Origin of the sequence: Enterobacter sp. kpr-6, from assembly GCF_900116015.1 — a bacterium.
Taxonomy (GTDB): domain Bacteria; phylum Pseudomonadota; class Gammaproteobacteria; order Enterobacterales; family Enterobacteriaceae; genus Enterobacter_D.
In genome coordinates this window covers 15,702-40,591 of the sequence record NZ_FOYH01000011.1, presented here as the reverse complement: position 1 = coordinate 40,591, position 24,890 = coordinate 15,702, and the positions used below count along the sequence as shown (strand labels likewise).

The 24,890-nt window shown below is 56.1% G+C and carries 23 protein-coding genes and 1 pseudogene; 12 read left to right on the top strand and 12 right to left on the bottom strand.

Translation table 11 applies throughout. From position 1 onward, the window contains the following. Positions 1-30 precede the first annotated feature (30 nt). Together BM373_RS19275 and fdhD are read right to left on the bottom strand one after the other, a co-directional pair. Positions 31-243 (bottom strand): YdgH/BhsA/McbA-like domain containing protein, encoded by a 213-nt coding sequence (locus BM373_RS19275; RefSeq protein WP_090465169.1) that lies wholly within the window; start codon positions 241-243, stop codon positions 31-33. A 124-nt stretch (positions 244-367) separates the two neighbouring features. After that, complete coding sequence (gene fdhD / locus BM373_RS19270; protein ID WP_090465165.1) at positions 368-1,174, bottom strand: formate dehydrogenase accessory sulfurtransferase FdhD; 807 nt, start codon at positions 1,172-1,174, stop codon at positions 368-370. Between the two features lie 184 nt (positions 1,175-1,358). Between fdhD and fdnG the strand changes: the two genes are divergently transcribed. From fdnG to fdhE, 4 genes are read left to right on the top strand one after another with little or no spacing between them, the layout of a single operon-like run. Next, a complete protein-coding gene (gene fdnG / locus BM373_RS19265; RefSeq protein ID WP_090465162.1) occupies positions 1,359-4,409 on the top strand; it encodes a formate dehydrogenase-N subunit alpha in 3,051 nt (1,016 codons plus the stop codon). Positions 4,410-4,415: 6 nt separating this feature from the next. After that, positions 4,416-5,318, top strand: coding sequence for a formate dehydrogenase subunit beta (gene fdxH, locus BM373_RS19260; protein WP_090465160.1), 903 nt, complete (start codon positions 4,416-4,418; stop codon positions 5,316-5,318). Continuing rightward, positions 5,315-5,950, top strand: a complete 636-nt coding sequence (gene fdoI, locus BM373_RS19255) for a formate dehydrogenase cytochrome b556 subunit (RefSeq protein ID WP_090465157.1) — start codon at positions 5,315-5,317, stop codon at positions 5,948-5,950. The genes fdxH and fdoI overlap by 4 nt, the downstream gene beginning before the upstream one ends. Next, positions 5,947-6,876, top strand: a complete 930-nt coding sequence (gene fdhE / locus BM373_RS19250; RefSeq protein ID WP_090465154.1) for a formate dehydrogenase accessory protein FdhE — start codon at positions 5,947-5,949, stop codon at positions 6,874-6,876. Before fdoI ends, fdhE begins: the two co-directional genes overlap by 4 nt. Before the next feature lie 34 nt (positions 6,877-6,910). Here the strand turns inward: fdhE and BM373_RS19245 are convergent, their stop codons facing one another. Both BM373_RS19245 and BM373_RS19240 read right to left on the bottom strand, forming a co-directional pair. Then, positions 6,911-7,285, bottom strand: coding sequence for a type II toxin-antitoxin system VapC family toxin (locus BM373_RS19245; RefSeq protein WP_090465151.1), 375 nt, complete (start codon positions 7,283-7,285; stop codon positions 6,911-6,913). Continuing rightward, positions 7,285-7,521: a ribbon-helix-helix domain-containing protein gene (locus tag BM373_RS19240; RefSeq protein ID WP_177220169.1), complete on the bottom strand. Its 237-nt coding sequence runs from the start codon at positions 7,519-7,521 to the stop codon at positions 7,285-7,287. The genes BM373_RS19245 and BM373_RS19240 overlap by 1 nt, the downstream gene beginning before the upstream one ends. 277 nt (positions 7,522-7,798) lie before the next feature. On the opposite strand from BM373_RS19240, the pseudogene BM373_RS19235 reads away from it, so the two are divergent. After that, a pseudogene (locus BM373_RS19235) lies at positions 7,799-7,966 on the top strand (type II toxin-antitoxin system HigA family antitoxin); the annotation flags it as partial. Positions 7,967-7,981: 15 nt separating this feature from the next. Here BM373_RS19235 and fabY read toward each other — a convergent pair. The 5 genes from fabY to BM373_RS19210 form a co-directional block, all read right to left on the bottom strand. After that, positions 7,982-8,923, bottom strand: coding sequence for a fatty acid biosynthesis protein FabY (gene fabY / locus BM373_RS19230; RefSeq protein ID WP_177220168.1), 942 nt, complete (start codon positions 8,921-8,923; stop codon positions 7,982-7,984). 44 nt (positions 8,924-8,967) lie between these two features. Then, a complete protein-coding gene (gene dtd, locus BM373_RS19225) occupies positions 8,968-9,405 on the bottom strand; it encodes a D-aminoacyl-tRNA deacylase (RefSeq protein ID WP_090465142.1) in 438 nt (145 codons plus the stop codon). Then, the gene (locus BM373_RS19220) at positions 9,402-10,274 is read right to left on the bottom strand and encodes a virulence factor BrkB family protein (protein WP_090465140.1); all 873 of its coding nucleotides are present in this window, start codon (positions 10,272-10,274) and stop codon (positions 9,402-9,404) included. The genes dtd and BM373_RS19220 overlap by 4 nt, the downstream gene beginning before the upstream one ends. After that, positions 10,268-10,867, bottom strand: coding sequence for a glucose-1-phosphatase (gene yihX, locus BM373_RS19215; protein WP_090465136.1), 600 nt, complete (start codon positions 10,865-10,867; stop codon positions 10,268-10,270). Before yihX ends, BM373_RS19220 begins: the two co-directional genes overlap by 7 nt. A 136-nt stretch (positions 10,868-11,003) precedes the next feature. After that, the gene (locus tag BM373_RS19210) at positions 11,004-11,933 is read right to left on the bottom strand and encodes a DUF7916 family protein (protein ID WP_090465133.1); all 930 of its coding nucleotides are present in this window, start codon (positions 11,931-11,933) and stop codon (positions 11,004-11,006) included. A 98-nt stretch (positions 11,934-12,031) separates the two neighbouring features. Between BM373_RS19210 and BM373_RS19205 the strand changes: the two genes are divergently transcribed. Next, positions 12,032-12,784: a GntR family transcriptional regulator gene (locus BM373_RS19205; protein ID WP_090465394.1), complete on the top strand. Its 753-nt coding sequence runs from the start codon at positions 12,032-12,034 to the stop codon at positions 12,782-12,784. Here the strand turns inward: BM373_RS19205 and BM373_RS19200 are convergent. Both BM373_RS19200 and BM373_RS19195 read right to left on the bottom strand, forming a co-directional pair. After that, on the bottom strand, positions 12,781-13,569 hold the full coding sequence (locus tag BM373_RS19200; protein ID WP_090465130.1) for a DeoR/GlpR family DNA-binding transcription regulator: 789 nt from the start codon (positions 13,567-13,569) through the stop codon (positions 12,781-12,783). The two genes, BM373_RS19205 and BM373_RS19200, sit on opposite strands and share 4 nt — an antisense overlap. 35 nt (positions 13,570-13,604) lie before the next feature. After that, entirely contained in the window at positions 13,605-14,501 is an 897-nt protein-coding gene (locus tag BM373_RS19195) for a sugar kinase (RefSeq protein WP_090465127.1), read from the bottom strand. A gap of 167 nt (positions 14,502-14,668) precedes the next feature. On the opposite strand from BM373_RS19195, the gene yihU reads away from it, so the two are divergent. Genes yihU through BM373_RS19165 form a run of 6 tightly spaced genes read left to right on the top strand, consistent with a single transcriptional unit; the run spans position 14,669 to position 22,668 of the window. Beyond that, the gene (gene yihU, locus BM373_RS19190; RefSeq protein ID WP_090465125.1) at positions 14,669-15,565 is read left to right on the top strand and encodes a sulfolactaldehyde 3-reductase; all 897 of its coding nucleotides are present in this window, start codon (positions 14,669-14,671) and stop codon (positions 15,563-15,565) included. A gap of 21 nt (positions 15,566-15,586) precedes the next feature. After that, positions 15,587-16,462 (top strand): sulfofructosephosphate aldolase, encoded by an 876-nt coding sequence (gene yihT / locus BM373_RS19185; RefSeq protein WP_090465122.1) that lies wholly within the window; start codon positions 15,587-15,589, stop codon positions 16,460-16,462. A 13-nt stretch (positions 16,463-16,475) separates the two neighbouring features. Beyond that, complete coding sequence (gene yihS / locus BM373_RS19180; protein ID WP_090465119.1) at positions 16,476-17,717, top strand: sulfoquinovose isomerase; 1,242 nt, start codon at positions 16,476-16,478, stop codon at positions 17,715-17,717. 22 nt (positions 17,718-17,739) lie between these two features. Beyond that, entirely contained in the window at positions 17,740-19,776 is a 2,037-nt protein-coding gene (locus BM373_RS19175; RefSeq protein WP_090465116.1) for an alpha-glucosidase, read from the top strand. 45 nt (positions 19,777-19,821) lie between these two features. Beyond that, the gene (locus BM373_RS19170) at positions 19,822-21,207 is read left to right on the top strand and encodes an MFS transporter (protein WP_090465113.1); all 1,386 of its coding nucleotides are present in this window, start codon (positions 19,822-19,824) and stop codon (positions 21,205-21,207) included. 42 nt (positions 21,208-21,249) lie between these two features. Beyond that, positions 21,250-22,668 carry an MFS transporter gene (locus BM373_RS19165; RefSeq protein WP_090465110.1) on the top strand — a complete coding sequence of 473 codons (1,419 nt, stop codon included), beginning with the start codon at positions 21,250-21,252 and terminating at the stop codon, positions 22,666-22,668. A 60-nt stretch (positions 22,669-22,728) separates the two neighbouring features. On the opposite strand, the gene typA is transcribed toward BM373_RS19165, so the two are convergent. Continuing rightward, the gene (gene typA, locus BM373_RS19160) at positions 22,729-24,552 is read right to left on the bottom strand and encodes a ribosome-dependent GTPase TypA (RefSeq protein ID WP_090465108.1); all 1,824 of its coding nucleotides are present in this window, start codon (positions 24,550-24,552) and stop codon (positions 22,729-22,731) included. Between the last annotated feature and the right edge of the window lie 338 nt (positions 24,553-24,890).

Here is a 24,890-nt window from a genome sequence, read left to right as displayed (position 1 = left end):
AGGCCAGGGACAGTAGCGTGAGGCAAAACCTTATTTGTTCAGTTCAGCCGTCATGTGCACCTGGCCGCCGGTGTACGCTTCAATGATTTTGTAAGATGAAGCACCTGCCTGCTGAGCCTGAGCAGCGATTTTTGCTTCAGCACCGGACAGCGTGGTGTCAGTTGCGGTCACAGACTGCGCAGCGAAAGAACCGAAAGAAGTAGCGAGAGCGATAACTGCAACAAAAGTTTTGATAGATTTCATGATGTTTACCCTTACGTTATTTGTTTGAATAAGGCGTGTCGCCTTGATGTGATAAATAGTAATCCTGTTTATCACCAACGAATAGCGGAAGGATTTGCTTTGAATAGTCAAAATTATTGAACATTCATTTTGCGCTTATCAAACGCTGCGGATGGGTATAAATCGTCGCCCTGCCCGGCTTGCAAAAACCCACCAGCGTCAGGTTGCAACGTTCAGCCACTTCCACCGCCAGCGTGGTGGCGGCAGAGACGGCAAAGAGGATTTCCACCCCGCACATCGCCGACTTTTGCACCATCTCATAGCTTGCACGGCTTGATACCAGCACCGCGCCAGGCTGCCAGGCATCCCCTTCCCGCGCCCGGCGGCCCAGGAGTTTATCCAGCGCCACATGACGGCCCACATCTTCATGGCCACCCGCCAGCTCCCCTGACGGCTGCACCCAAGCCGCCGCGTGCGTGCAGCCGGTGAGTTGCCCGACGGGCTGAAAATCGGTCAGATGACGCAGCGCGTTATCAAGCACGGCGAGGTTAAATGTTTGGGTAAAGGGCAACGGTGCAACGGGTTTGCCGATATCGTTAAGCTGTTCCACCCCGCATACGCCGCAGCCGGTGCGCCCGGCCAGCGCGCGACGGCGCTCTTTAAGTCCCATAAACCGGCGGCTGGAGAGTTCTATTTGTACTTCCAGACCATTGCAGGCGGGCACCACGTCGATTCCATAAATGTCATGGATTGAATCGATAATGCCTTCGGAGAGAGAGAAGCCGATGGCAAACAGCTCAAGATCTTTGGGCGAGGCCATCATCACCACATGGGAGATGCCGTTATAGACCAGCGCTACAGGCACTTCTTCTGCAAGAATATCCTGTTGAGAATGTTGCAAATCATCACGTTTCCAGAGCGTAAAGGGCTGACAGCCTGTGATATAGGTCACACTTTCCTCTTGTGCAGCGCACTAATTGTTCGTTTTTTGTTAACCGCACCGGGTAAGGCCTGGTAACAATATGGTATTCTCTTGCCAAATCCCCCCGCAAAGAGGGGATTACACAATTCTGAACCTTTGCGACGCCCGTCGCAAAGTATAACAACGTGAGACAATGTCGAAACAAGGAGTGACCATGCAGGTCAGCAGAAGGCAGTTCTTTAAGATCTGCGCTGGCGGTATGGCAGGTACAACAGCAGCGGCGCTGGGCTTTGCCCCATCCGTCGCGCTGGCGGAAACGCGGCAGTATAAATTGCTGCGCACCCGCGAAACTCGCAACACCTGCACATACTGTTCCGTCGGCTGTGGGCTGTTAATGTACAGTCTCGGCGACGGCGCGAAAAACGCCAAAGCATCTATTTTCCATATCGAAGGGGATCCGGATCACCCGGTCAACCGTGGCGCACTCTGTCCAAAAGGGGCGGGCCTCGTAGACTTTATTCACTCCGAAAGCCGTTTGAAATACCCGGAATATCGCGCCCCAGGCTCCGATAAATGGGAACGCATCAGTTGGGAAACCGCGTTTGACCGTATCGCCAAACTGATGAAAGAAGATCGTGATGCCAACTATATCGCGCAAAATGCCGAAGGCACCACCGTCAACCGCTGGCTCTCCACCGGGATGCTTTGTGCGTCCGCAGCCAGCAACGAAACAGGCTATTTATCCCAGAAATTTACCCGCGCACTCGGCATGTTAGCCGTCGATAACCAGGCGCGTGTCTGACACGGACCAACGGTAGCAAGTCTTGCTCCAACATTTGGTCGCGGTGCGATGACCAACCACTGGGTCGACATGAAGAACGCCAACCTTATCGTCGTGATGGGGGGGAATGCGGCTGAAGCACATCCGGTGGGATTCCGCTGGGCGATGGAAGCCAAAATTCATAACGGCGCGAAGCTGATTGTGATCGATCCGCGCTTTACGCGTACGGCGTCGGTGGCCGATTTCTATGCTCCTATTCGTTCCGGTACTGACATTGCTTTCCTGTCAGGCGTGATCCTGTACCTGCTTAATAACGAAAAATATAACCGCGAATATACCGAAGCCTATACCAACGCCAGCCTGATCGTGCGTGAAGATTTCGGCTTCGATGATGGTCTGTTTACCGGCTATAACCCGGATAAGCGCCAGTACGACCGCGCGAGCTGGAACTACGAGCTGGACGAACGCGGCTTTGCGAAACGCGACACCACGCTGACGCATCCGCGCTGCGTGTGGAACATGATGAAAAAACACGTTTCCCGCTACACGCCGGACGTGGTTGAAAACATCTGCGGAACGCCAAAAGCTGACTTCCTGAAAGTCTGCGAATACATTGCAGAAACCAGCGCTCACGATAAGACCGCCTCGTTCCTGTATGCCCTCGGCTGGACGCAGCACTCAGTCGGCGCGCAGAACATCCGTACCATGGCGATGATCCAGTTGCTGCTCGGTAACATGGGGATGGCAGGCGGCGGCGTTAACGCCCTGCGCGGTCACTCCAACATTCAGGGTCTGACCGACCTCGGCCTGCTGACGCAAAGCCTGCCGGGTTACATGACGCTGCCGAGTGAAAAACAGGCCGATCTGCAAACCTATCTGGCGGGTAACACCACCAAACCGCTGCTGGAAAATCAGGTCAACTACTGGAGCAACTACCCGAAATTCTTCGTCTCGCTGATGAAAGCCTTCTACGGCGATAAAGCGACGGCAGAGAATAACTGGGGCTTTGACTGGTTACCGAAGTGGGATAAAGGCTACGACGTTTTACAGTATTTCGAGATGATGAACGAGGGCAAGGTCAATGGTTATATTTGCCAGGGCTTTAACCCGGTTGCCTCTTTCCCGAATAAAAACAAGGTCGTTGCGTCGCTGTCGAAACTGAAATTCCTCGTGACCATCGATCCGCTCAATACCGAAACTTCTACCTTCTGGCAGAACCACGGTGAGCAGAACGATGTGGACCCGTCGACCATTCAGACCGAAGTGTTCCGTCTGCCGTCCACCTGTTTCGCGGAAGAAAACGGCTCTATCGTTAACTCCGGTCGCTGGCTGCAATGGCACTGGAAAGGTGCGGACGCCCCCGGCGAAGCGCTGAACGATGGCGAGATCCTGGCGGGTATTTTCATGCGCATGCGTAAGATGTATGCCGCAGAAGGCGGGGCGAATCCAGAGCAGGTGCTGAACATGTCCTGGAACTACCTGACGCCGGAAAACCCGTCGGCAGAAGAAGTGGCCATGGAAAGCAACGGCAAAGCGCTGGTCGATATTATCGATCCGGTAACAGGCAACGTGCTGGCGAAAAAAGGGAATCAGTTGAGTTCCTTCGCGCACCTGCGTGACGATGGCACCACCTCCAGTGGCTGCTGGATCTTCGCCGGAAGCTGGACGCCGGATGGCAACCAGATGGCGCGCCGCGATAACGCCGATCCGTCAGGCCTTGGCAATACGCTGGGCTGGGCATGGGCGTGGCCGCTGAACCGCCGTATCCTGTATAACCGCGCCTCCGCAGACCCGCAGGGTAAACCGTGGGATCCGAAACGCCAGTTGCTCTCTTACGCTAACGGCAAGTGGGTCGGGGCTGATATCCCGGACTACAACACCGCACCGCCGGGCAGCGATGTCGGGCCGTTTATCATGTTGCAGGAAGGCGTCGGCCGTCTGTTCGCAATGGATAAAATGGCGGAAGGTCCGTTCCCGGAACACTACGAGCCGTTTGAAACGCCGCTGGGCACCAACCCGCTGCACCCGAACGTCATTTCTAACCCGGCCGCCCGTATCTTTAAAGGCGATGCGGACGCGTTAGGAAAAGCGGATAAGTTCCCGTATGTCGGCACCACGTACCGTCTGACCGAGCATTTCCACTACTGGACCAAGCACGCCTTGCTGAACGCGATTGCGCAGCCGGAGCAGTTTGTGGAGATCGGTGAGAAGCTGGCGGGGAAACTGGGTATTACTCAGGGCGATACGGTGAAAGTCTCCTCGAACCGCGGCTATATCAAAGCCAAAGCGGTGGTGACGAAACGTATTCGCACGCTGAATGTGAACGGTCAGCAGGTCGACACCATCGGCATCCCGATCCACTGGGGCTATCAGGGCGTGGCGAAGAAAGGCTTTATCGCCAACACGCTGACGCCGTTTGTGGGTGACGCGAACACGCAGACGCCGGAGTTTAAGGCGTTCCTGGTTAACGTGGAAAAGGTGTAACGGCTTATGGCTTACCAATCTCAAGATATTATCCGCCGTTCCGCGACCAACGGTTTCACCCCCGCGCCTCAGGCGCGGGATCACCAGCAAGAAGTGGCGAAACTTATCGACGTGACCACCTGCATCGGCTGTAAAGCCTGTCAGGTGGCCTGTTCGGAGTGGAACGACATCCGTGATGAGGTCGGGCATAACGTCGGGGTGTATGACAACCCGGCGGATCTGACCGCCAAATCCTGGACGGTGATGCGCTTCTCGGAAGTGGAGCAAAACGACAAACTGGAGTGGCTGATCCGTAAGGACGGCTGTATGCACTGCGCCGATCCCGGCTGCCTGAAAGCCTGTCCGTCTGAAGGGGCAATCATTCAGTACGCCAATGGTATCGTCGATTTCCAGTCAGAACAGTGTATCGGCTGCGGCTACTGCATCGCAGGTTGTCCGTTTGACGTTCCGCGTATGAACCCGGAAGACAACCGCGTGTATAAATGCACCCTGTGCGTGGATCGCGTGGCCGTCGGCCAGGAACCTGCCTGCGTGAAAACCTGCCCGACCGGGGCTATCCACTTTGGTTCTAAAGAGGATATGAAAACGCTGGCGGGCGAGCGCGTGTCCGAGCTGAAAACCCGTGGTTACGATAATGCCGGTCTGTACGATCCGGAGGGTGTTGGCGGCACGCACGTAATGTATGTGCTGCACCATGCCGACAAGCCGAATCTGTATCACGGCCTGCCGGAGAACCCGGAAATCAGCGCCACTGTGAAGTTCTGGAAAGGCATCTGGAAACCGCTCGCCGCTGTCGGCTTTGCGGCGACGTTCGCAGCCAGCGTCTTCCACTATGTCGGCGTGGGTCCAAACCGCGCGGATGAAGAAGAAGACAATCTGCATGAAGAGAAAGACGAGGTGCGCAAATGAAAAGACGTGACACCATCGTGCGCTACACCGCGCCGGAACGCATCAACCACTGGGTCACCGCCTTCTGCTTCGTGCTGGCGTCGGTGAGCGGACTGGGCTTTTTCTTCCCGTCCTTCAACTGGCTGATGCAGATCCTCGGCACGCCGCAGCTCGCACGCATTCTGCATCCGTTTGTCGGCGTGGTGATGTTTGCCTCATTCATCATTATGTTTTTCCGCTACTGGCATCATAACCTCATCAATCGTGACGACATTTTCTGGGCGAAGAACATTCGTAAGATCATCGTTAACGAGGAAGTGGGTGACACCGGACGCTATAACTTCGGCCAGAAATGCGTGTTCTGGGCGGCGATTATTTTGCTGGTGATGCTGCTGGTCAGCGGGGTGATTATCTGGCGGCCTTACTTTGCGCCAGCGTTCTCCATTCCGGTGATCCGATTTGGCTTAATGCTGCATTCATTTGCAGCCGTGGGGTTAATTGTGGTTATCATGGTGCATATTTACGCCGCCCTCTGGGTGAAAGGCACCATTACCGCGATGGTGGAAGGCTGGGTACCGAAGGCGTGGGCGAAGAAACATCACCCGCGCTGGTACCGGGAAGTCCGCCAGAAAGAGGAAAAGTCATCTGAATGAGTATTCGCATAATCCCGCAAGATGAGCTGGAACAGAGCGAAAAACGCGCGGCGGGAGCCATTCCGCCGTTGTTATTCCCCAGACTCAAGAACCTCTATAACCGCCGTGCAGAGCGCCTGCGCGAGTTGGCCGAGAAAAATCCGCTGGGCGATTATCTGCGCTTTGCCGCGCTTATCGCCCATGCGCAGGAAGTGGTGCTGTATGACCACCCTTTGCAGATGGATCTCACCACCCGCATTAAAGAGGCTGCTGCTCAGGGTAAACCGCCGCTGGACATTCACGTTCTGCCGCGCGATGCGCACTGGCAAAAACTGCTGCATTCGCTGATCGCCGAGCTGAAGCCGGAGATGAGCGGCCCGGCACTGGCGGTGATTGAGAATCTGGAGAAGGCCTCTTCGCAAGAGCTGGAAGCAATGGCAAGCGCGCTGTTTGCCGCCGATTTTGCCTCGGTCAGTAGCGACAAAGCGCCTTTCATCTGGGCCGCGCTATCGCTGTACTGGGCGCAAATGGCCGCGTTAATCCCAGGGAAAGCGCGTGCGGAATATGGCGAACAGCGCCAGTTCTGCCCGGTTTGCGGGTCGATGCCCGTCTCAAGTGTCGTACAGATTGGTACCAGTCAGGGCCTGCGTTACCTGCACTGCAATCTGTGCGAAACCGAATGGCATGTAGTACGCGTCAAATGCAGCAACTGCGAGCAAAGCCGCGATTTACATTACTGGTCGCTTGAGAGCGAGCAGGCGTCAATCAAAGCGGAAAGCTGCGGCGACTGCGGGACTTACCTGAAAATCCTTTATCAGGAAAAAGATCCGGGAGTCGAACCCGTGGCAGACGATCTGGCCTCGCTGGTACTCGATGCCCGCATGGAGCAAGAAGGCTTTGCCAGAAGCTCCATTAACCCGTTCTTGTTCCCGGGTGAAGGGGAGTAGTCTCACCAATGCCGGACAGTGCGAGCTGTCCGGCTTATAACTGGTAGGGCGTCGTCACACCAGGTATGCCTGCAAAATCCTTCGTGTTTCTTGTTACCAGTTCCAGACGATGAATATGTGCCGTTGCCAGAATGATGGCATCCGGGAGTTTCATTCCATATTCCTGTCTGAGATTGACGCTTTGTTCAGCAATATCTTGCGAAATGCCAATGACGTTAAATGCGCTTAATGCGAGGCGTGTGCGATGTTCCTGATGATATTTTTTTGCCCCCACCATTACTTCCATCCAGGTAATGAGGCTAATGGCATTCTGCGGCGGATACGCCTCAAGCGCATTCCTGGCTTCAACGCGCCCGCTAAATAGATCAATCAATATATTGGTATCAAAAAGTACGGGTCCCTTTAGCATTACCATTCCTCGCGCAGCTTCCTTTCAAATTCAACGCCGTCTTCTTCACAGCCTTGCCAAAGCCCCAAAGCATCAGAAATCGTTGTTTTAGCCTGCTTTTCCAGATACTGCTCAATCGCCTCCCGTAACAGTTCTGCTCGTGGAAGATTGCGCTGCTGCTTGAGGTCATCAAGCCGTTTGATAACTTCGTCCGATAAATCGAGTAATATTCTGCCCATATCCCTGCCAGCCATCATGCTCATATATACCTCCAGTATATCATTTCGGCTCAATTCATCGCCAAAATACCCTTGCAAACTGTAGTAAGCAAAGCCATTTCCCTGACTTTGTTCACTTTTGCGAGGCGCTTTCCAGAATCATATTTCTCTCATTTTTGTCGTTTCCAACGGTGTGAAACCAGGATATAAAAACTGTATATGCATACAGTTTAAAGGGAAAATCATGGCACTGGAAAAGGGTATCGCAGAGTTAGTTGAGGCGTTTATTGCGCAGGGGAGGCCTTCTTTGCAGGCGCAAACTCTCATGGATCAGCAGGGTTTGAAAGCGGCTGATTTAGCAGATGAGCTGGGTTCCAGATCGAATGTGAGCAACATATTGAATGGGCGGCGGGCGCTCACGGTTCAGCATATTAAGGCGCTTTCTGAACGCTTCAACTTGCCTGCTCAGGCGTTTATCGCCTGAGCCTGCCGGTGATGCTTACTCTTCCTCGTTCCCACCCTCTTCATAAGAGCCGAAGGGTTTTGCGGGGAGGACAATATAAATGCCTTCAAAAATTGCGCCCGGCGTGTCGTTGCCGAACAGCTCAACCTGCAACTGCACACGTGCTTTACGCCCGCGAGCCAGGCGGTCGAGATCGCCACTCAGCGAACCTAAATCGGCAACCGCTCCGGGCCTGCCAGTAATCGGCTGACTGTAGCGGATGTGCGCGTCAGCGAGAATGATGGTGCCACCGAGATGGCGCTCGCGCAGCATCAGCCAGATAAGCCCCCAGCCAGTCAGCGTGGCCAGCGAGAACAGGCTACCGGCAAACAGGGTGTGGTGCGGATTCTGATTGCCGGTTTCCGGCATGGTAGTAATGAACTTTTGCCCGGTGTACTGCTGAATGCGCACGCCCATTTTCTCGCTGAGCGGGATGTGCTCGTACCAGGCCTGCTGTAACTGCCCGCACCAGTCGCCACGGTGCAAAATGTCATCCAGTGTTGCGACCGGTTTGATCATTAAAAAGTGACGCAGCGGGGTGGTTTGCGGCGCGGTGATTTCACCTTCGTTGATAAACCCCAGCTTGGCGAAAAACTCGACGGCATCTTCACGCGCGCTACAGGTCACACGCTTAACGCCCTCCTGACGGGCCACGGATTCCAGCGTCATCGCCATCAGCGTGCCAAGACCTTTATCCTGCACCGAGGGATGCACGGCCATAAACCGGATTGAGGCTTCATTGTCAGCATTAATATAAAGACGCCCGACGGCGACCAGATTGCCCTCTTCATCGACAACCATCTGATGATGCGCCATCGCATCCCAGGCGTCGCGTTCCGAACCCCGTGGCTGATGAAGCGGCTGGCGCAGCATCTGCCAGCGGAAATCGTAATAGCGCTCTAACTCTTCCGCTGTCTGCGGTACGCGAAGATGATACATAGCGGTATTCTCTCTTGTTACCCGAGGCCACGCCGCCAGTTGACTCATATCTGCAACCAGAACGTGACGGGGCCATCATTGACCAGCGAAACCTGCATATCGGCAGCGAATCGTCCGGTTTGCGTTTCCACATTCTGCGTGCGGCAACGCTCAACAAAATAGTCGTATAACGCCTGCGCCCGCTCAGGCTCTGCACCTTTCGAGAACCCCGGACGCATACCACGACTGGTATCGGCGGCAAGCGTAAACTGCGAGACGACCAGCACACTGCCACCCGCCTGCTGCACGTTCAGATTCATTTTCCCGTCAGCATCGCTAAAAATGCGGTAGCCCAGCACCCGTTCGCACAGGCGATTAGCTTTTTGCTCATCGTCATCCTTTTCGACACCCAACAGCACCAAAAGTCCTGGGCCAATTTCCCCCGTCACGTCGCCGTCTACGGTGACGCTTGCGCGGCTTACGCGCTGGATCAATGCAATCATGGTTCTTCTGCTTTTTCTTTTTCTGAGGCTTCTTTGAGTTTGCGGTATTCCCCGAGAGTGACAGTTATTTCAGCACCAAGCAAGACGATACACCACGTCCAGTAGACCCAGACAAACAGGATCGGCACCACCGCCAGCACGCCATAAATCAGCTGGTATGACGGAAACATAGTGATATACAGGGCAAAACCTTTTTTCCCCAGTTCAAACAATACCGCCGCGACCCATGCGCCGATGATTGCATCGCGGTTGGGTACCCGCGTCGTCGGCACGATGCTGTAAAGCAGCCAGAAAGAGAGCCAGGAAAGAATCAGCGGAAAAATGCGCAGCACATTATCGATGACGCTATCGAGATCGCTGACCCAGCGCAACGACAGCAGATAAGAACTGATGGCCAGGCTCGCCCCTGCCAGCAGCGGGCCAAGCGTCAGGATCATCCAGTAAACGGCAAACGAATACACTCTGGGGCGCACGCGCTTGCTGCGCCAGATGGTATTGAGCGCGCTATCAATGGCGTACATCAATAAGAGCGAGGTCACAATCAGCCCGCACGCCCCCACCGCCGTCATTTTGCTGGAGTTAGCGACAAACTGTTCGATGTAGCTCTGGATCACATCGCCCGTTGCGGGCATGAAATTAGCAAAAACAAAATGCCGTAACTGGATACTGACGTCTGAAAACATCGGAAAGGCGGCGAACAGCGCAAAAATGACCGCCACCAGCGGCACTAAAGAGAGTAACGACACGTAGGCGAGATTTCCCGCCAGCGTCGTCAGGTGGTCTTCGTCTATTCGCTGCCAGAGCAATTTGAGCCACGCCCAGCTCGCCCTGGCGTGATAGTTGGCTTTATCCTGAACGGTTTTTAGCATAACTGCTTCGCAAAATAATTCGGGATGGTCTCTTTGCCGGTGACCAGAATGGAGACAATCCCCAGTTGGTTAGCGCCTTCTATATTATCGGCGTTGTCGTCAAAAAAGACCGCATCGGCGGCGGAGAAACCTTCGGCCTGCAATACCGCCTGGTAGATCTGCGCTTCGGGTTTACGCATCCCCATATCCTGCGACAGATAAATATGATCGGCGGCGGCGCGGATTTCCGGGTATTCCTCCGGCCAGAACGTGGTGTGCAGGCGATTGGTGTTAGAGAGCACCACTACGCGGTGCCCCTGCTCGCGCAGTTTGTGCATGATGGCAATAACGTCCGGGCGCAGCGCGACAAACACCGTCTGCCAGCCCGCAGAAAACTGTTCGTAACTGAGCGGCAAATCCATTTCCAGGCAGAGCGCTTCGGCAAATGCCTGATCGGTGATTTCTCCCCGTTCATGCTGGTGAAACGCCTCGCCCATGGTGAAGTTTTGTTTGAGCGTCGCCAGCGGCACACGGCTAAAATCGCTCCATGCGCCCAGCACCCGGTTGAAGTCGATATCGACAATCACGTTACCCAAATCAAAGATATAGAGCATTTCCCTCTCCTTGTTAGCCGTGGAAGGTTAACTGTAGCGGGAAAGATCTGGTTTGACTATTCAGGGCTTCAACACGGCAAACCTAATCCACAACATGGCAGCGCAGCCGCTGCCGCTCCTGATGATGCAGCAACCGCTAGCGATGCACAGAGCGCGCAATTCGCGTGTAGGTGTGTCTGACGCCGCGAATGGCAACACTATAAGCAAAGATATTCTCGGGCAGCGCCATGCCCATATAACCCGTGTCGCCGATGTGATGCAGATCGGCCCCGGCCATTTTACTCATCAGGGCAATTTGCCTGATGGTATTCACATCCGCACCTTCCTGCGACGTTCCAATGGCGGTCATCGCCAGCACGCCCTGCGCATGAGCACTGGCGATGAGCGAGGCGACTTTTTGCTGGCTCATACCAGGCACGGTGCCCGGTGCCGGGATCAGAACAATATCAGCGCCCTGTTCAGCAAACCATGCGACGTCTTCTTCACTAATAATCGCGCTTCCGCTTTCGCGAACGATGCCCGCGCCGTGCATCTTTCCGGTGATTACCAGGGCGCTATCCCCCACCGCGTCGCGGATTTCTCGGGTCGCCAGCCCCAGCGCACGGTTACTGATGCCGTTGTTAGGATTGCCGGTCAGCACCAGAATTTTGGCACCCATAGCGACCAGCTTACGTGCGTTATCGGCAGTAGCAGCACGGCCCGGTTTCATGCTCCAGATGTCGTCATGACTGGCGGCAAATTCCGGATCGACGGCCTCCAGATTGACGCCAATAATGCGCCCCGTCAGGCGCTGTAGCTCATGCAATGTGTGTTCTGCGGCAATCCCTGCGGGCATCCCCTGAATGACCGGGGTTTCGCTGTCGAACATGTTAATCAGCAAAATATCGGCGCCCTGCGAGGCGGCAAGCTCAGCATTTGTAACGGTATTCAATAAAGGCTGCGTGATGGCGATAGTTTCACTCACCATTACCCGTCCTTCACTGGCGCGAATGGCATACAACAGCGCGGCTTTATCCATTGATGCCAGCTCGGAAGCGGCACAGTCGAGCAAACGACGATGTATCATGGCATTACCTCTCTCAAGTTTATTGTCAGTGAATATGTACCATTAGTGCCTTTTAATGTGTACCATTAATGGACCATAAAAACCATATTGGTAAAATAATGAGCACGACGTCACCACTCCAGTTACATCTTGAGGGATACAGCGCACTGCCGCTGTATATGCAGCTGATGCACGCGATTAAAGCCGCCATTACTGAGGGGCGATTACGTCCAGGCGACGTTCTGCCCTCCGAGCGTGCGCTGGTTGAGATGCTGGCAATCGCGCGGGGAACGGCGCGTAAAGCCCTACAACAACTGCTGGAAGAAGGCGTGCTGATTCGAAACCAGGGATCGGGTACGTTTGTGGCGCCCCAGGTGCGCCAGTCATTGCCGCTGCTGGAAAGTTTTAGCGAGATGGCGAATGCCAGTGGTGGTGAAGCGCAAAGCGAGCTGGTGGGGTATCTGCGTCGGGCGTCGACGTCCGGGGAGCGACTTGTACTGCAACTGGATGATGACAAAAGTGACGTGGTGGAACTGACCCGCCTGCGGAAAATCAACGGCATCGCGGTTTCGCTCCAGACCGCGATACTCCCGGCCCATTTGCTCAGTAATATTGCTGAGCTGAATGAATCGCTGTACCTGCATCTGGAGAAAAAAGGTTCGCCGGTACTGCGCGCCAGCCAGCGTTTCAGCGCCGTAGCAACGGACAGCAAGCTGGCTCACTATCTGAATATCAGAGAACAGACCCCCCTGCTACTCGTCGTCCGCACGGGGTTTACTCGCCGCGATCAACCGGTGGAATACACCCACACCTGGTGCCTGAACGACTATTACGATTTTACGCTTGAGTTGCATCGTAAAGAACTGGCTTAAACCTCATCACCCGATGCCACAATCAGTTCAATTTGCTTATTTTTCATTAAGGTTTGCAGCGCTTGCGGCGGTGTTTCATCGGTAAACAGCGCTGCGGCCTGGGTCACATTACCAATCTCCACGGCGGCGGAGGCGGTGAACTTGGTGTGATCCGCTGCAACCAGAATCTGTCGGGAGTGCGCCATCATCGCCCGCGCGACGCTGGCTTCGTTGACATCAAACTCCAGCAGCGTGCCGTCGCTCTCAATCGCACCGAGACTGGTGATCAGGTAATCCGCGCGAAACCCTTCAACAAACGACACCGCGTGGGGGCCGATAATGCCGCTGTTGTGCGGTCGAAGCGTGCCGCCAGGCACCATCACTTCAAATCGCGTGTTCTTATAAAGAATGTGCGCCACCCGCAGGCTGTTGGTAATAATGCGCAAATGATTATGGTTAAGCAGCGCCCGGGCGACGTGTTCCACGGTGGTACCGATGGTAATAAAGATGGTCGAACCGTCAGGGATGTAGTCCGCAATCGCCCCGGCAATGGCGTCTTTCTCGGCGGTTTGCGAGACTTCACGCTCTTCAAACGCGGTATTCACCACGCTCGACGCCCTGCCCGCACCGCCGTGGTGACGTGTGATCAGCCCCTGATCGCTGAGCTTACGAATGTCGCGGCGCACCGTCTGCGTGGAGACATCCAGCAACTGGGCCAGTTCATCAATGTTCATGTAGCCACGTTCCGCGATCAACGCCAGCAGTTGATCGTGGCGCGGATTGCCGGTCAGTTCAGTCACGCTCATGGGAAACCCTCTTAACCTCATTTCTTATGCGCATTTTATACATAAAGTGACAAAAAAGACCGGACTTGATCACAATCGGGGATACCCTGCCGTCCGCCGGGGCGGGTGCATTTGAGCGCCGCCACGCCGCTGGCAAAGCGCACGGCTTGTGCAATGCCCTGCTTTTCAGCCAGACCCAGCGCCAGCGCGCCGTGAAAAACGTCCCCCGCCCCTGTGGTATCAACGACGTCTACCGCAAAGCCCGGCTGATGATGTGTATCTGCGCCCTCAATCCAGTAGCACCCCTGCGCCCCGCAGGTGACATAGACCTGTCCATTTGTGCGCGTTTTGGCGTAAGCCAGTCCCTCCAGCGCCTCATTCTGAGCGGAAAAGCGGCGCAGACCGGGCGCTGAAAACGCCGCGTGATCGCTTAACGCCACCAGCTCGCTGATATCCTGCGGCGTGACGTCTGCGTCCAGCACCGTCATCACGCCCGCTTTTTTCGCCAGCGTAAAGGCGCGTTTTGCCCCCTCATGCCAGCGCACATCCGCCAGCACCACGTCCCACTGTGAAAAATCGAGCGCGTCCAGCCAGTCGGCGTCCGGCGTCAGGTCCGGGCTGGGATAGTTAATGATGATCCGCTCGCCCTCTGCGTCCACCAGCACGGCGGACTGCGACGAACGGGCATCCGGCAGGCGGCGGCAATAACGGGTCTTTACCCCCAGGGACTCCAGCTCCGCAAGGAGCCGGTCGCCAGTATCGTCATCACCGACACGTCCGATAAAGTCCACCGTTGCGCCGAGCTTCGCCGCCGCCACCGCAGCCGTTGCCGCCGGGCCGCCACCCACTTCCTGATAGTGACTCGCCACATATTTTCCTCCTTCTGTGGGGAGCGCCGCGACCGAATAGATCCTGTCCATCACGGTGATGCCAACGCAGGCGATACGAATCATGGTCATTCCTTAAACGATTAATGATGGACACATTTTAATTTACTGAATTGTTAAAAAAGTGATGGCTGTCAATTTTTCGCCTATAAATTACAAATACGATCAAAAACAGACAAAAAAGAGCAGGCGTTACGACATGATCTTACAAACAGAATCAACCGGAGGGTGAAATGGCACGCATAGCTTTTATCGGGCTTGGGCAAATGGGCGCACCGATGGCAACCAACCTGGCGCGAAAAGGACACGAGGTTCGCGCATTTGATGTGAGCGCTGCAGCGGTGGAAAACGTAGTGCGTGAAGGCGCGGTGGGCTGCGACTCGCCCGCACAGGCGGCGCAGGACGCAGAGTTTGTTATCACCATGCTGCCGAACGGCGATCTGGTGCGCCAGGTGCTGTTCGGCGAGGGCGGCGTGTGCGAAACCCTCTCCCCTCAGGCGCTGGCTATTGATATGTCCACCATTCACCCGCTGCAAACCGACGCGCTGATCCGCGATATGCAGGCAAAAGGCTTTCAGTTGATGGATGCCCCGGTCGGGCGCACCTCCGATCACGCCATCGCGGGCACCCTGCTGCTGCTGGCGGGGGGCACGTCTGACCAGGTGGAGCGTGCCACGCCGGTGCTGATGGCGATGGGTAACGAACTGATTAACGCGGGCGGCCCCGGCATGGGCATCCGGGTGAAGCTCATCAACAACTACATGAGCATTGCGCTCAACGCCCTGTCAGCCGAAGCCGCCGTGCTGTGCGAGGCGCTGGGGCTGTCGTTCGACGTGGCGCTGAAAGTCATGAGCGGCACGCCAGCGGGCAAGGGACATTTCACCACCTCCTGGCCAAACAAAGTGCTGAAAGGCGATCTCTCCCCCGCTTTTATGATCGATCTGGCCCACAAAGATTTAGGCATCGCGCTGGACGTGGCGAATCAGCTGCATGTCCCGATGCCGCTGGGCGCAGCCTCGCGCGAAGTGTACAACCAGGCGCGCGCCGCCGGACGGGGCCGCCAGGACTGGACCGCCATTTTAGAGCAGGCGCGCGTCAGCGCAGGCCTGACCCCACACGTATCCCTGTGATGTTTGCAAAAGGACAGATGTATGAACAGTTACTCCCTGAAAGACATAACCCGGCCTTCCGGCGGATTTGCGATGCTGGCCGTGGATCAGCGCGAAGCGATGCGCCTGATGTTCGCCGCCGCCGGTGCGCCACAGCCGGTCACCGACCAGGTGCTGACGGATTTTAAAGTCAACGCGGCGAAAACCCTTTCCCCTTACGCGTCGGCCATTCTGGTCGATCAGCAATTCTGCTACCGCCAGGTGGTTGAACAGCAGGCCATCGCGCCCTCGTGCGGCCTGATCGTTGCGGCCGATGCGTTTATTCCCGGCAACGGCATTCCGGTGGACAGCGTTGCCATCGACAAAAGGGTCGATCCGCAGGCGGTGAAACGCGATGGCGCGAAGGCGCTGAAATTGCTGGTGCTGTGGCGCAGCGATGAAGATGCCGATGCGCGGCTGGAGATGGTGCGCGAGTTTAACCAGCTTTGCCACACCAACGGACTGGTGAGCATTATCGAACCCGTTGTCCGCCCGCCGCGCCAGGGCGACACGTTTGACCGCGAGCAGGCGATTATCGACGCCGCGCGCGAGCTGGGCGACAGCGGAGCCGATCTCTACAAAGTAGAAATGCCGCTGTATGGCAAAGGCACGCAGTCTGCGCTGCTGAGTGCCGCACAAAAACTCAATGACAACATTGCGATGCCGTGGGTAATCCTCTCATCCGGCATTGACGAAAAGCTGTTCCCCCGCGCGGTGCGCGTGGCGATGGCCGCGGGCGCATCAGGCTTCCTCGCCGGGCGCGCGGTGTGGTCATCGGTGGTGGGTTTGCCGGATACCGATCTGATGCTGCGGGACGTTTCCGCACCTAAGCTGCAACGCTTAGGGGAAATTGTTGACGAAATGATGGCGAAGCGCTGAAGGGAGAAAAACGATGAGATGGTTTAACACGCTAAGCCATAACCGCTGGCTGGAGAAGGAAACCGACCGCATTTTTGATTTTGGGCGCAATGCCGAGGTGCCTACCGGCTTTGGCTGGCTGGGAAATAACGGCCAGGTCAAAACCGATATGGGAACGCATCTGTGGATCACCGCCCGGATGCTGCATGTTTACGCCGTTGCCGCTGGCATGGGACGCCCCGGCGCGTATGCGCTGGTGGATCACGGTATCAGGGCGCTGAACGGCGCACTGCGCGACAAACAATACGGCGGCTGGTACGCCTGCGTGAATGACGAAGGCGTTATCGACGCATCAAAGCAGGGCTATCAGCACTTCTTCGTGTTACTCGGCGCGGCCAGCGCGGTCACCACCGGGCATCCTGACGCACAGAAACTGCTCGATGATGCCATTGAGGTGATCGAGAACTATTTCTGGAGCGAACAGGAACAAATGTGCCTGGAGTCCTGGGACGAAGCGTTCAGCAAAACGGAAGATTACCGGGGCGGCAACGCCAATATGCACGCCGTTGAAGCCTTTTTGATCGTCTATGACGTGACCCATGACCGCAAATGGCTGGATCGCGCGCTGCGCATCGCCTCGGTGATTATTCATGACGTCGCCCGGAAAGGGGATTACCGCGTTAATGAGCATTTTGACACGAACTGGAACCCGATCCGCGATTACAACCAGGATAACCCGGCCCACCGCTTCCGTGCTTACGGCGGTACGCCCGGCCACTGGATTGAGTGGGGCCGCCTGATGCTGCATCTCCGCGCGGCGCTTGAGGCCCGTGGTGAAACGCCACCAGCCTGGCTGCTCGACGATGCGAAAGGGCTATTCCACGCCACGATCCGTGATGCGTGGGCACCGGACGGTGCAGACGGTTTTGTTTACTCCGTGGGCTGGGACGGCAAGCCGATTGTGCGCGAGCGGGTGCGCTGGCCGATTGTCGAAGCGATGGGAACGGCTTACGCCCTGTGGAGCGTGACCGGCGAGGCGCAGTACGAAGCCTGGTATCAGCAATGGTGGGACTACTGCATCAAATACCTGATCGACTATGAAAACGGCTCCTGGTGGCAGGAACTGGATACCGACAATAAAGTCACCACCAAAGTCTGGGACGGTAAGCAGGATATTTATCACCTCCTGCATTGCCTGGTGATCCCCCGCCTGCCGCTGGCTCCGGGTTTAGCCCCTGCCGTGGCCGCCGGGCTGCTGGATTGCAACGCCAAATAATCAAATAAGAGATCGAACTATCATGCGTACCCTACACCCTGATTTATCTGGCCTGGAACTGAACACACTGCCAGGCGGTTTTACCTTAACGTACCAGCAACGCCTGATCCTGCGTCATACCCCAGAGGCGGCCTGCCTGTGGGTCGGCGCGGGCGTGGCTGACATTGAGATGTTCCGCGGTAACTTCAGCATCAAAGACCGCTTAAATGAAAAAATCGCCCTGCCTGACGCCACGGTTAACGCCCATGCGGCGGGCTGGACAATCCGCTTTGGCCGGGGCGACGCGGTCAGCGCCACGCTCAAAATTGGCCTCGATGAGGCGGGCCGTCTGCTGTTGACCCTGCAAAACGACGACGCCAGCCATAACCGTATCTGGCTGCGGCTGGCGGCTAACCCGGAGGATCATATCTACGGCTGCGGCGAGCAGTTCTCTTATTTCGATCTGCGCGGTAAACCTTTCCCGCTGTGGACCAGTGAACAGGGCGTGGGCCGCAATAAGCAAACGCTGGTGACCTGGCAGGCGGACTGCAAAGAGAACGCGGGCGGTGATTATTACTGGACCTTCTTCCCGCAACCCACGTTTGTCAGTACGCAGAAGTATTACTGCCATCTCGACAACAGTTGCTACATGAACTTCGATTTCAGCGCGCCCGACTATCACGAGCTGGCGATCTGGGAGAATCACACCACCCTGCGGGTTGAGTGCGCACCCACGTATATTACGCTGCTGGAAAAACTCACCGCCCTGCTCGGCCGCCAGCCGGAACTGCCGGACTGGGTGTACGACGGCGTCACGCTCGGCATTCAGGGCGGCACCGACGTGTGCCAGAAAAAACTGGATACCATGCGCAATGCCGGCGTGAAGGTTAACGGTATCTGGGCGCAGGACTGGTCCGGCGTGCGCATGACCTCTTTCGGCAAGCGCGTGATGTGGAACTGGCGGTGGGACAGCAATAACTACCCGCAGCTTGATGACCGCATTGCGCAGTGGAAACAAGAAGGCGTGCAGTTCCTCTCCTATATCAACCCGTATGTCGCCAGCGATCGGGATTTATGCGCGGAAGCCGGGCGTCTGGGCTATCTGGCGAAACAGGCGAACGGCGATGATTACCTCGTGGAATTCGGCGAGTTTTACGGCGGCGTGGTGGATCTGACCAATCCGCAGGCGTTTGACTGGTTCAAAAATGTCATCAAGAAAAACATGATTGAACTGGGCTGCGGCGGCTGGATGGCGGACTTCGGCGAATATCTGCCTACCGACACTTACCTGCATAACGGCGTCAGCGCGGAAATCATGCACAACGCCTGGCCCGCGCTGTGGGCGAAGTGCAACTATGAGGCGCTGGAAGAGACCGGCAAGCTCGGCGAAATCCTGTTCTTTATGCGCGCAGGCTCTACCGGCAGCCAGAAATATTCGACGATGATGTGGGCGGGCGATCAGAACGTCGACTGGAGCCTGGACGACGGGCTGGCCTCCGTGGTGCCTGCGGCCCTGTCGCTGGCGATGAGCGGGCACGGCCTGCACCACAGCGATATCGGCGGTTACACCACCCTGTTTGACATGAAACGCAGCAAAGAACTGCTGTTGCGCTGGTGCGATTTCAACGCGTTCACGCCGATGATGCGCACCCACGAAGGCAATCGCCCTGGCGACAACTGGCAGTTTGACAGCGATGCGGAAACTATTGCCCACTTCGCCCGCATGACCACCGTTTTCACCACCCTGAAGCCGTACATCAAAAACGCCGTGGCGCAGAACGCCAAAACCGGTCTGCCGGTGATGCGCCCGCTGTTTTTGCATTACGAAGACGACGCGCGCGCCTATTCACTGAAATACCAGTATCTGTTTGGCCGCGATCTGCTGGTCGCACCGGTGTATGAAGAAGGCCGGGACGACTGGACGCTCTATTTGCCGCAGGATGCCTGGATCAACCTCTGGACGGGCGAACGCTGTGACGGAGGCGATGTCACCGTCGCCGCCCCGCTCGGTCAGCCGCCGGTGTTTTACCGCGCCGACAGCGAGTGGGCGTCACTGTTCAGCACATTGCGCGCATGTTGATAAGGCTTGCCCGCCGCGAAACCGGCGGGCCTGTGAGGACGAATCATGAGTCAGTCTACCGCAACCGATCCGGCAACCCTGCGGCTGCCGTTTAAGGAAAAGCTCGCCTATGGCATGGGCGATCTCGGCTCCAATATCCTGCTGGATATTGGCACGCTCTATTTACTAAAGTTCTACACCGACGTGCTCGGCCTGCCGGGAACCTACGGCGGCATTATCTTTTTGATCGCCAAATTCTTTACCGCGTTTACCGATATGGGCACCGGCATCATGCTGGATTCCCGGCGGAACATCGGTCCGAAGGGGAAATTCCGTCCGTTTGTGCTTTACGCCGCCTTCCCGGTGACGCTGCTGGCGATCGCCAATTTTATCGGCACGCCGTTTGAGATCACCGGGAAAACGGTGATGGCGACGGTGCTGTTCATGCTCTACGGGCTGTTCTTCAGCATGATGAACTGCTCTTACGGCGCGATGGTACCGGCGATCACCAAAAACCCGGATGAGCGTGCGTCGCTGGCGGCGTGGCGTCAGGGCGGTGCCACGCTCGGCCTGCTGCTGTGTACGGTCGGGTTTGTGCCGGTGATGAACCTGGTGGAGAGTAATCAGCAGGCCGGTTATATCCTGGCCGCCACGCTGTTTTCGCTGTTCGGGCTGCTGTTCATGTGGCTGTGCTATCGCGGCGTGACCGAGCGGTACGTGGAGGCGCAGCCCGCTCAGGCGGCGCAAAAACCGGGGTTACTCGCGTCGTTCCGCGCGATTGCCGGTAACCGCCCGCTGTTTGTGCTCTGCATCGCTAACCTGTGCACGCTCGGCGCGTTTAACGTCAAACTCGCCATTCAGGTCTATTACACCCAGTACGTGCTCAACGATCCGATTTTGCTGTCGTATATGGGCTTTTTCAGCATGGGCTGTATTTTTATCGGCGTCTTTTTGATGCCCGGCGCGGTACGCCGTTTTGGTAAGAAAAAGGTCTATCTCGGCGGGCTGCTGATCTGGGTCGCAGGCGATGTGCTGAATTACTTCCTGGGCAGCGGTTCGGTCAGTTTTGTGGCGTTCTCCTGCCTGGCGTTTTTCGGTTCGGCGTTTGTGAACAGCCTGAACTGGGCGCTGGTGTCGGACACCGTGGAATATGGCGAATGGCGTACCGGGGTGCGTTCGGAAGGGACGGTCTACACCGGGTTCACCTTCTTCCGCAAGGTATCGCAGGCGCTGGCGGGCTTCTTTCCGGGCCTGATGCTGACGCAAATCGGTTATGTCCCCAACGTTGTGCAATCCGAGGCTACGCAGGAAGGCTTGCGCCAGTTGATCTTTATCTGGCCGTGCGTGCTGGCGGTGGTCACGATTATCGCGATGGGCGTGTTCTATAACCTCAACGAGAAGATGTATGTGCGTATCGTTGCCGAGATAGAAACCCGCAAGCGGATGGCGTAACGCAACAGAGGATGACGCCCCCGGCGGGCGTCATGAGGAACGATGATGACTCACGATCCGTTAACCCTGAAGTTGAGCCTGCGTGAAAAATTCTCCTACGGAATGGGAGATTTTGGCTCTAATTTGATGCTGTGCATCGGCACACTCTATTTGCTCAAGTTTTACACCGATGAGTTAGGGATGCCCGCATTTTACGGCGGGATCATTTTTCTGGTGGCGAAGTTTTTCACCGCCTTCACCGATATGCTTACCGGTGTGCTGCTGGATTCCCGGCGCGCTATCGGCGCAAAAGGCAAGTTCCGGCCCTTTATCCTGTACGCCGCGATCCCGGTGGCGCTGGTCGCCAGCGCGCAGTTTATGGCGAATGACTTTAGCCTGACGGTGAAAACCGCGCTGGCTACGGTACTGTTTATGCTGTTCGGGCTGTTCTATAGCCTGATGAACTGCTCCTATGGCGCGATGGTGCCGGCCATCACCAAAAATCCGCAGGAGCGCGCGCACCTGGCGGCGTGGCGTCAGGGCGGTGCCACCGTCGGGCTGCTGCTGTGTACCGTGGGCTTTATGCCGATCCAGTCGCTGTTTACCGAAAAGCCCTCCCTCGGCTATCTGGTGGCGGCGCTGATTTTTACCACCGGCGGCCTGTTCTGCATGTGGTGGTGTTACAGCGGGGTCAGGGAGCGTTATGTCGAGTTGACGCCCGATCACCATAAGCCGGGGATTGTAAAATCGTTCTGCGCCATCTTCCACAACCCGCCGTTGCTGGTGCTGTGCCTGGCGAATCTCTGTACGCTGGCGGCGTTCAATATCAAGCTCGCCATTCAGGTCTATTACACCCAGTACGTGCTCAACGACATTCATTTGCTGTCGTGGATGGGCTTTTTCAGCATGGGCTGCATTCTGGTAGGGGTGTTCCTGGTACCCGGCGCAGTGAAGCGTTTTGGGAAAAAACAGGTTTACCTCGGCGGTCTTACGCTGTGGGCGGTGGGTGACGTGCTGAACTTCTTCTACGGCAGCAACTCGCTGACGTTTGTGCTCTTTTCCTGCATGGCGTTTTTTGGTACCGCTTTTGTGAACAGCCTCAACTGGGCTCTGGTGCCGGATACGGTTGATTATGGAGAGTGGAAAACGGGCATTCGCGCCGAAGGATCGGTGTACACCGGGTATACCTTTTCACGCAAGATCTCCGCCGCGCTCGCCGGATTCCTGCCGGGCATTATGCTGACGCAGATTGGCTATATTCCCAATACGATCCAAAGCGAAGGCACGCTGCTGGGCTTGCGGCAGTTAATCTTCCTCTGGCCGTGCGGACTGGCCATCGTAGCAGCGCTCACAATGGGGTTCTTCTACAAACTCAACGAGCAGCGGTTTGCGATGATTATTGAGGAGATCGGGCAGCGGAAAAAACAAGACGCGCCCGCGACCGTGGCGGCGAAAAGAGAAACAACCGCGGTGAATGTATAGAGCGCAATAAAAAAAGCCCCGTCTTTGCAGACAGGGCTTCGTTTTTAGTGCCGGAGAGGCTTACGCGTCTTTCGGGCCGCGCATTGCGCGTTTACGGTCGTTCTCGGTCAGGTGACGTTTACGGATACGCACGGAGGTAGGAGTAACTTCTACCAGTTCGTCGTCATCGATAAACTCAAGTGCCTGCTCAAGGGACATTTTGATCGGCGGAACCAGAACCGTCGCTTCGTCTGTACCAGACGCACGCATGTTGGTCAGTTTCTTACCGGTCAGGCAGTTAACGGTCAGGTCGTTAGAACGGCTGTGAATACCGATGATCTGGCCTTCATAGACTTCTGCACCGTGACCCAGGAACAGCTTACCGCGATCCTGCAGGCTGAACAGCGCAAACGCGACTGCTTTACCCTGCCCGTTGGAGATCAGCACGCCGTTGTTACGCTGGCCGATTTCGCCCGGACGTACATCGTCGTAGTGGCTGAAAGTGGAGTACAGCAGACCGGTACCGGAGGTCATGGTCATGAACTCGGTACGGAAACCGATCAGGCCACGTGCCGGGATCAGGTAATCCAGACGAATACGGCCTTTGCCGTCAGGGATCATGTCTTTAACGTCACCCTTACGCTCACCCATCGCCTGCATCACAGAACCCTGATGCTGTTCTTCGATATCCAGGGTTACGTTTTCGAACGGCTCTTGCATGCGGCCGTCGATCATACGGTTGATAACTTTCGGACGGGACACAGCCAGTTCGAAGCCTTCACGACGCATGTTTTCGATCAGTACAGACAGGTGCAGTTCGCCACGGCCGGATACACGGAACGCGTCCGCATCTTCGGTTTCTTCAACACGCAGTGCCACGTTGTGCACCAGCTCTTTGTTCAGGCGGTCAAGGATCTGACGGGAGGTAACGAATTTACCTTCTTTACCACAGAACGGAGAGGTGTTGACGTTGAAGAACATGGTCACGGTCGGTTCATCAACAGACAGCGCTGGCAGCGCTTCGACGTTTTGCGGATCGCAAATGGTGTCGGAGATGTTCAGCTCGCCAAGACCGGTGATCGCGATGATGTCGCCTGCTTCCGCTTCGGTGGATTCAATACGCTCCAGACCGAGGTGGCCCAGCACTTTGCCCACTTTACCGTTGCGAGTTTTGCCTTCGCTGTCGATAACAGTAACTTGCTGGTTTGGCTTCACTTTACCGCGTTTGATGCGACCGATGCCGATAACACCAACGTAGTTGTTGTAATCGAGCTGGGAAATCTGCATCTGGAACGGACCATCAAGGTCAACGCTCGGTGCTTTAACGTGGTCAACAATCGCCTGGTACAGCGGGGTCATGTCTTCCGCCATGTCAGTGTGATCGTTACCGGCGATACCCATCAGCGCAGAAGCGTAGATGATTGGGAAATCGAGCTGCTCGTCGGTCGCGTCGAGGTTAACGAACAGGTCGAATACCTGATCAACAACCCAGTCCGGACGCGCGCCAGGACGGTCAACTTTGTTGATAACAACAATCGGCTTCAGGCCATGAGCAAACGCTTTTTTGGTTACAAAGCGCGTCTGCGGCATTGGGCCATCCATTGCGTCAACCACCAGCAGCACGGAGTCTACCATGGACATTACACGTTCAACTTCACCACCAAAGTCGGCGTGACCCGGGGTATCAACGATATTGATACGGTAGTCATTCCATTTAATAGCGGTGTTTTTAGCGAGGATGGTAATCCCACGCTCTTTCTCCAAATCGTTGGAGTCCATCACACGTTCCTGGGTTTCAGCGCGCTCGCTGAAAGTACCGGATTGCTGTAGCAGCTTGTCAACCAGGGTCGTTTTACCATGGTCGACGTGCGCGATGATGGCGATGTTACGCAAATTTTCGATCACAACTTTGCCTCAGGCATTAGAAATAGCGCGTTATTGTACACGTATTAATCGCAGTACAGAACAGGATCACAAAGATCTCTTACAAACAATACGGAAAGTAAGGCTTTGTGATCGCTTTCACGGAGCGGTAAAAGGGCACCTTAACGAAAATTGCACCAATACGGTGCGCATCGTTCACTGACGAGCACTGTATTGGTGCAATCTATCCATCCTGGTGCAGCCCTTTTGCACTATGATGTGCATCATAACGCCTTTTGGGGGTGATTTTAAAGTTGGCACAGATTTCGCTTTATCTTTTACAGGGCGTCACTGCCAATTATAAGCACTATTTGTAGACC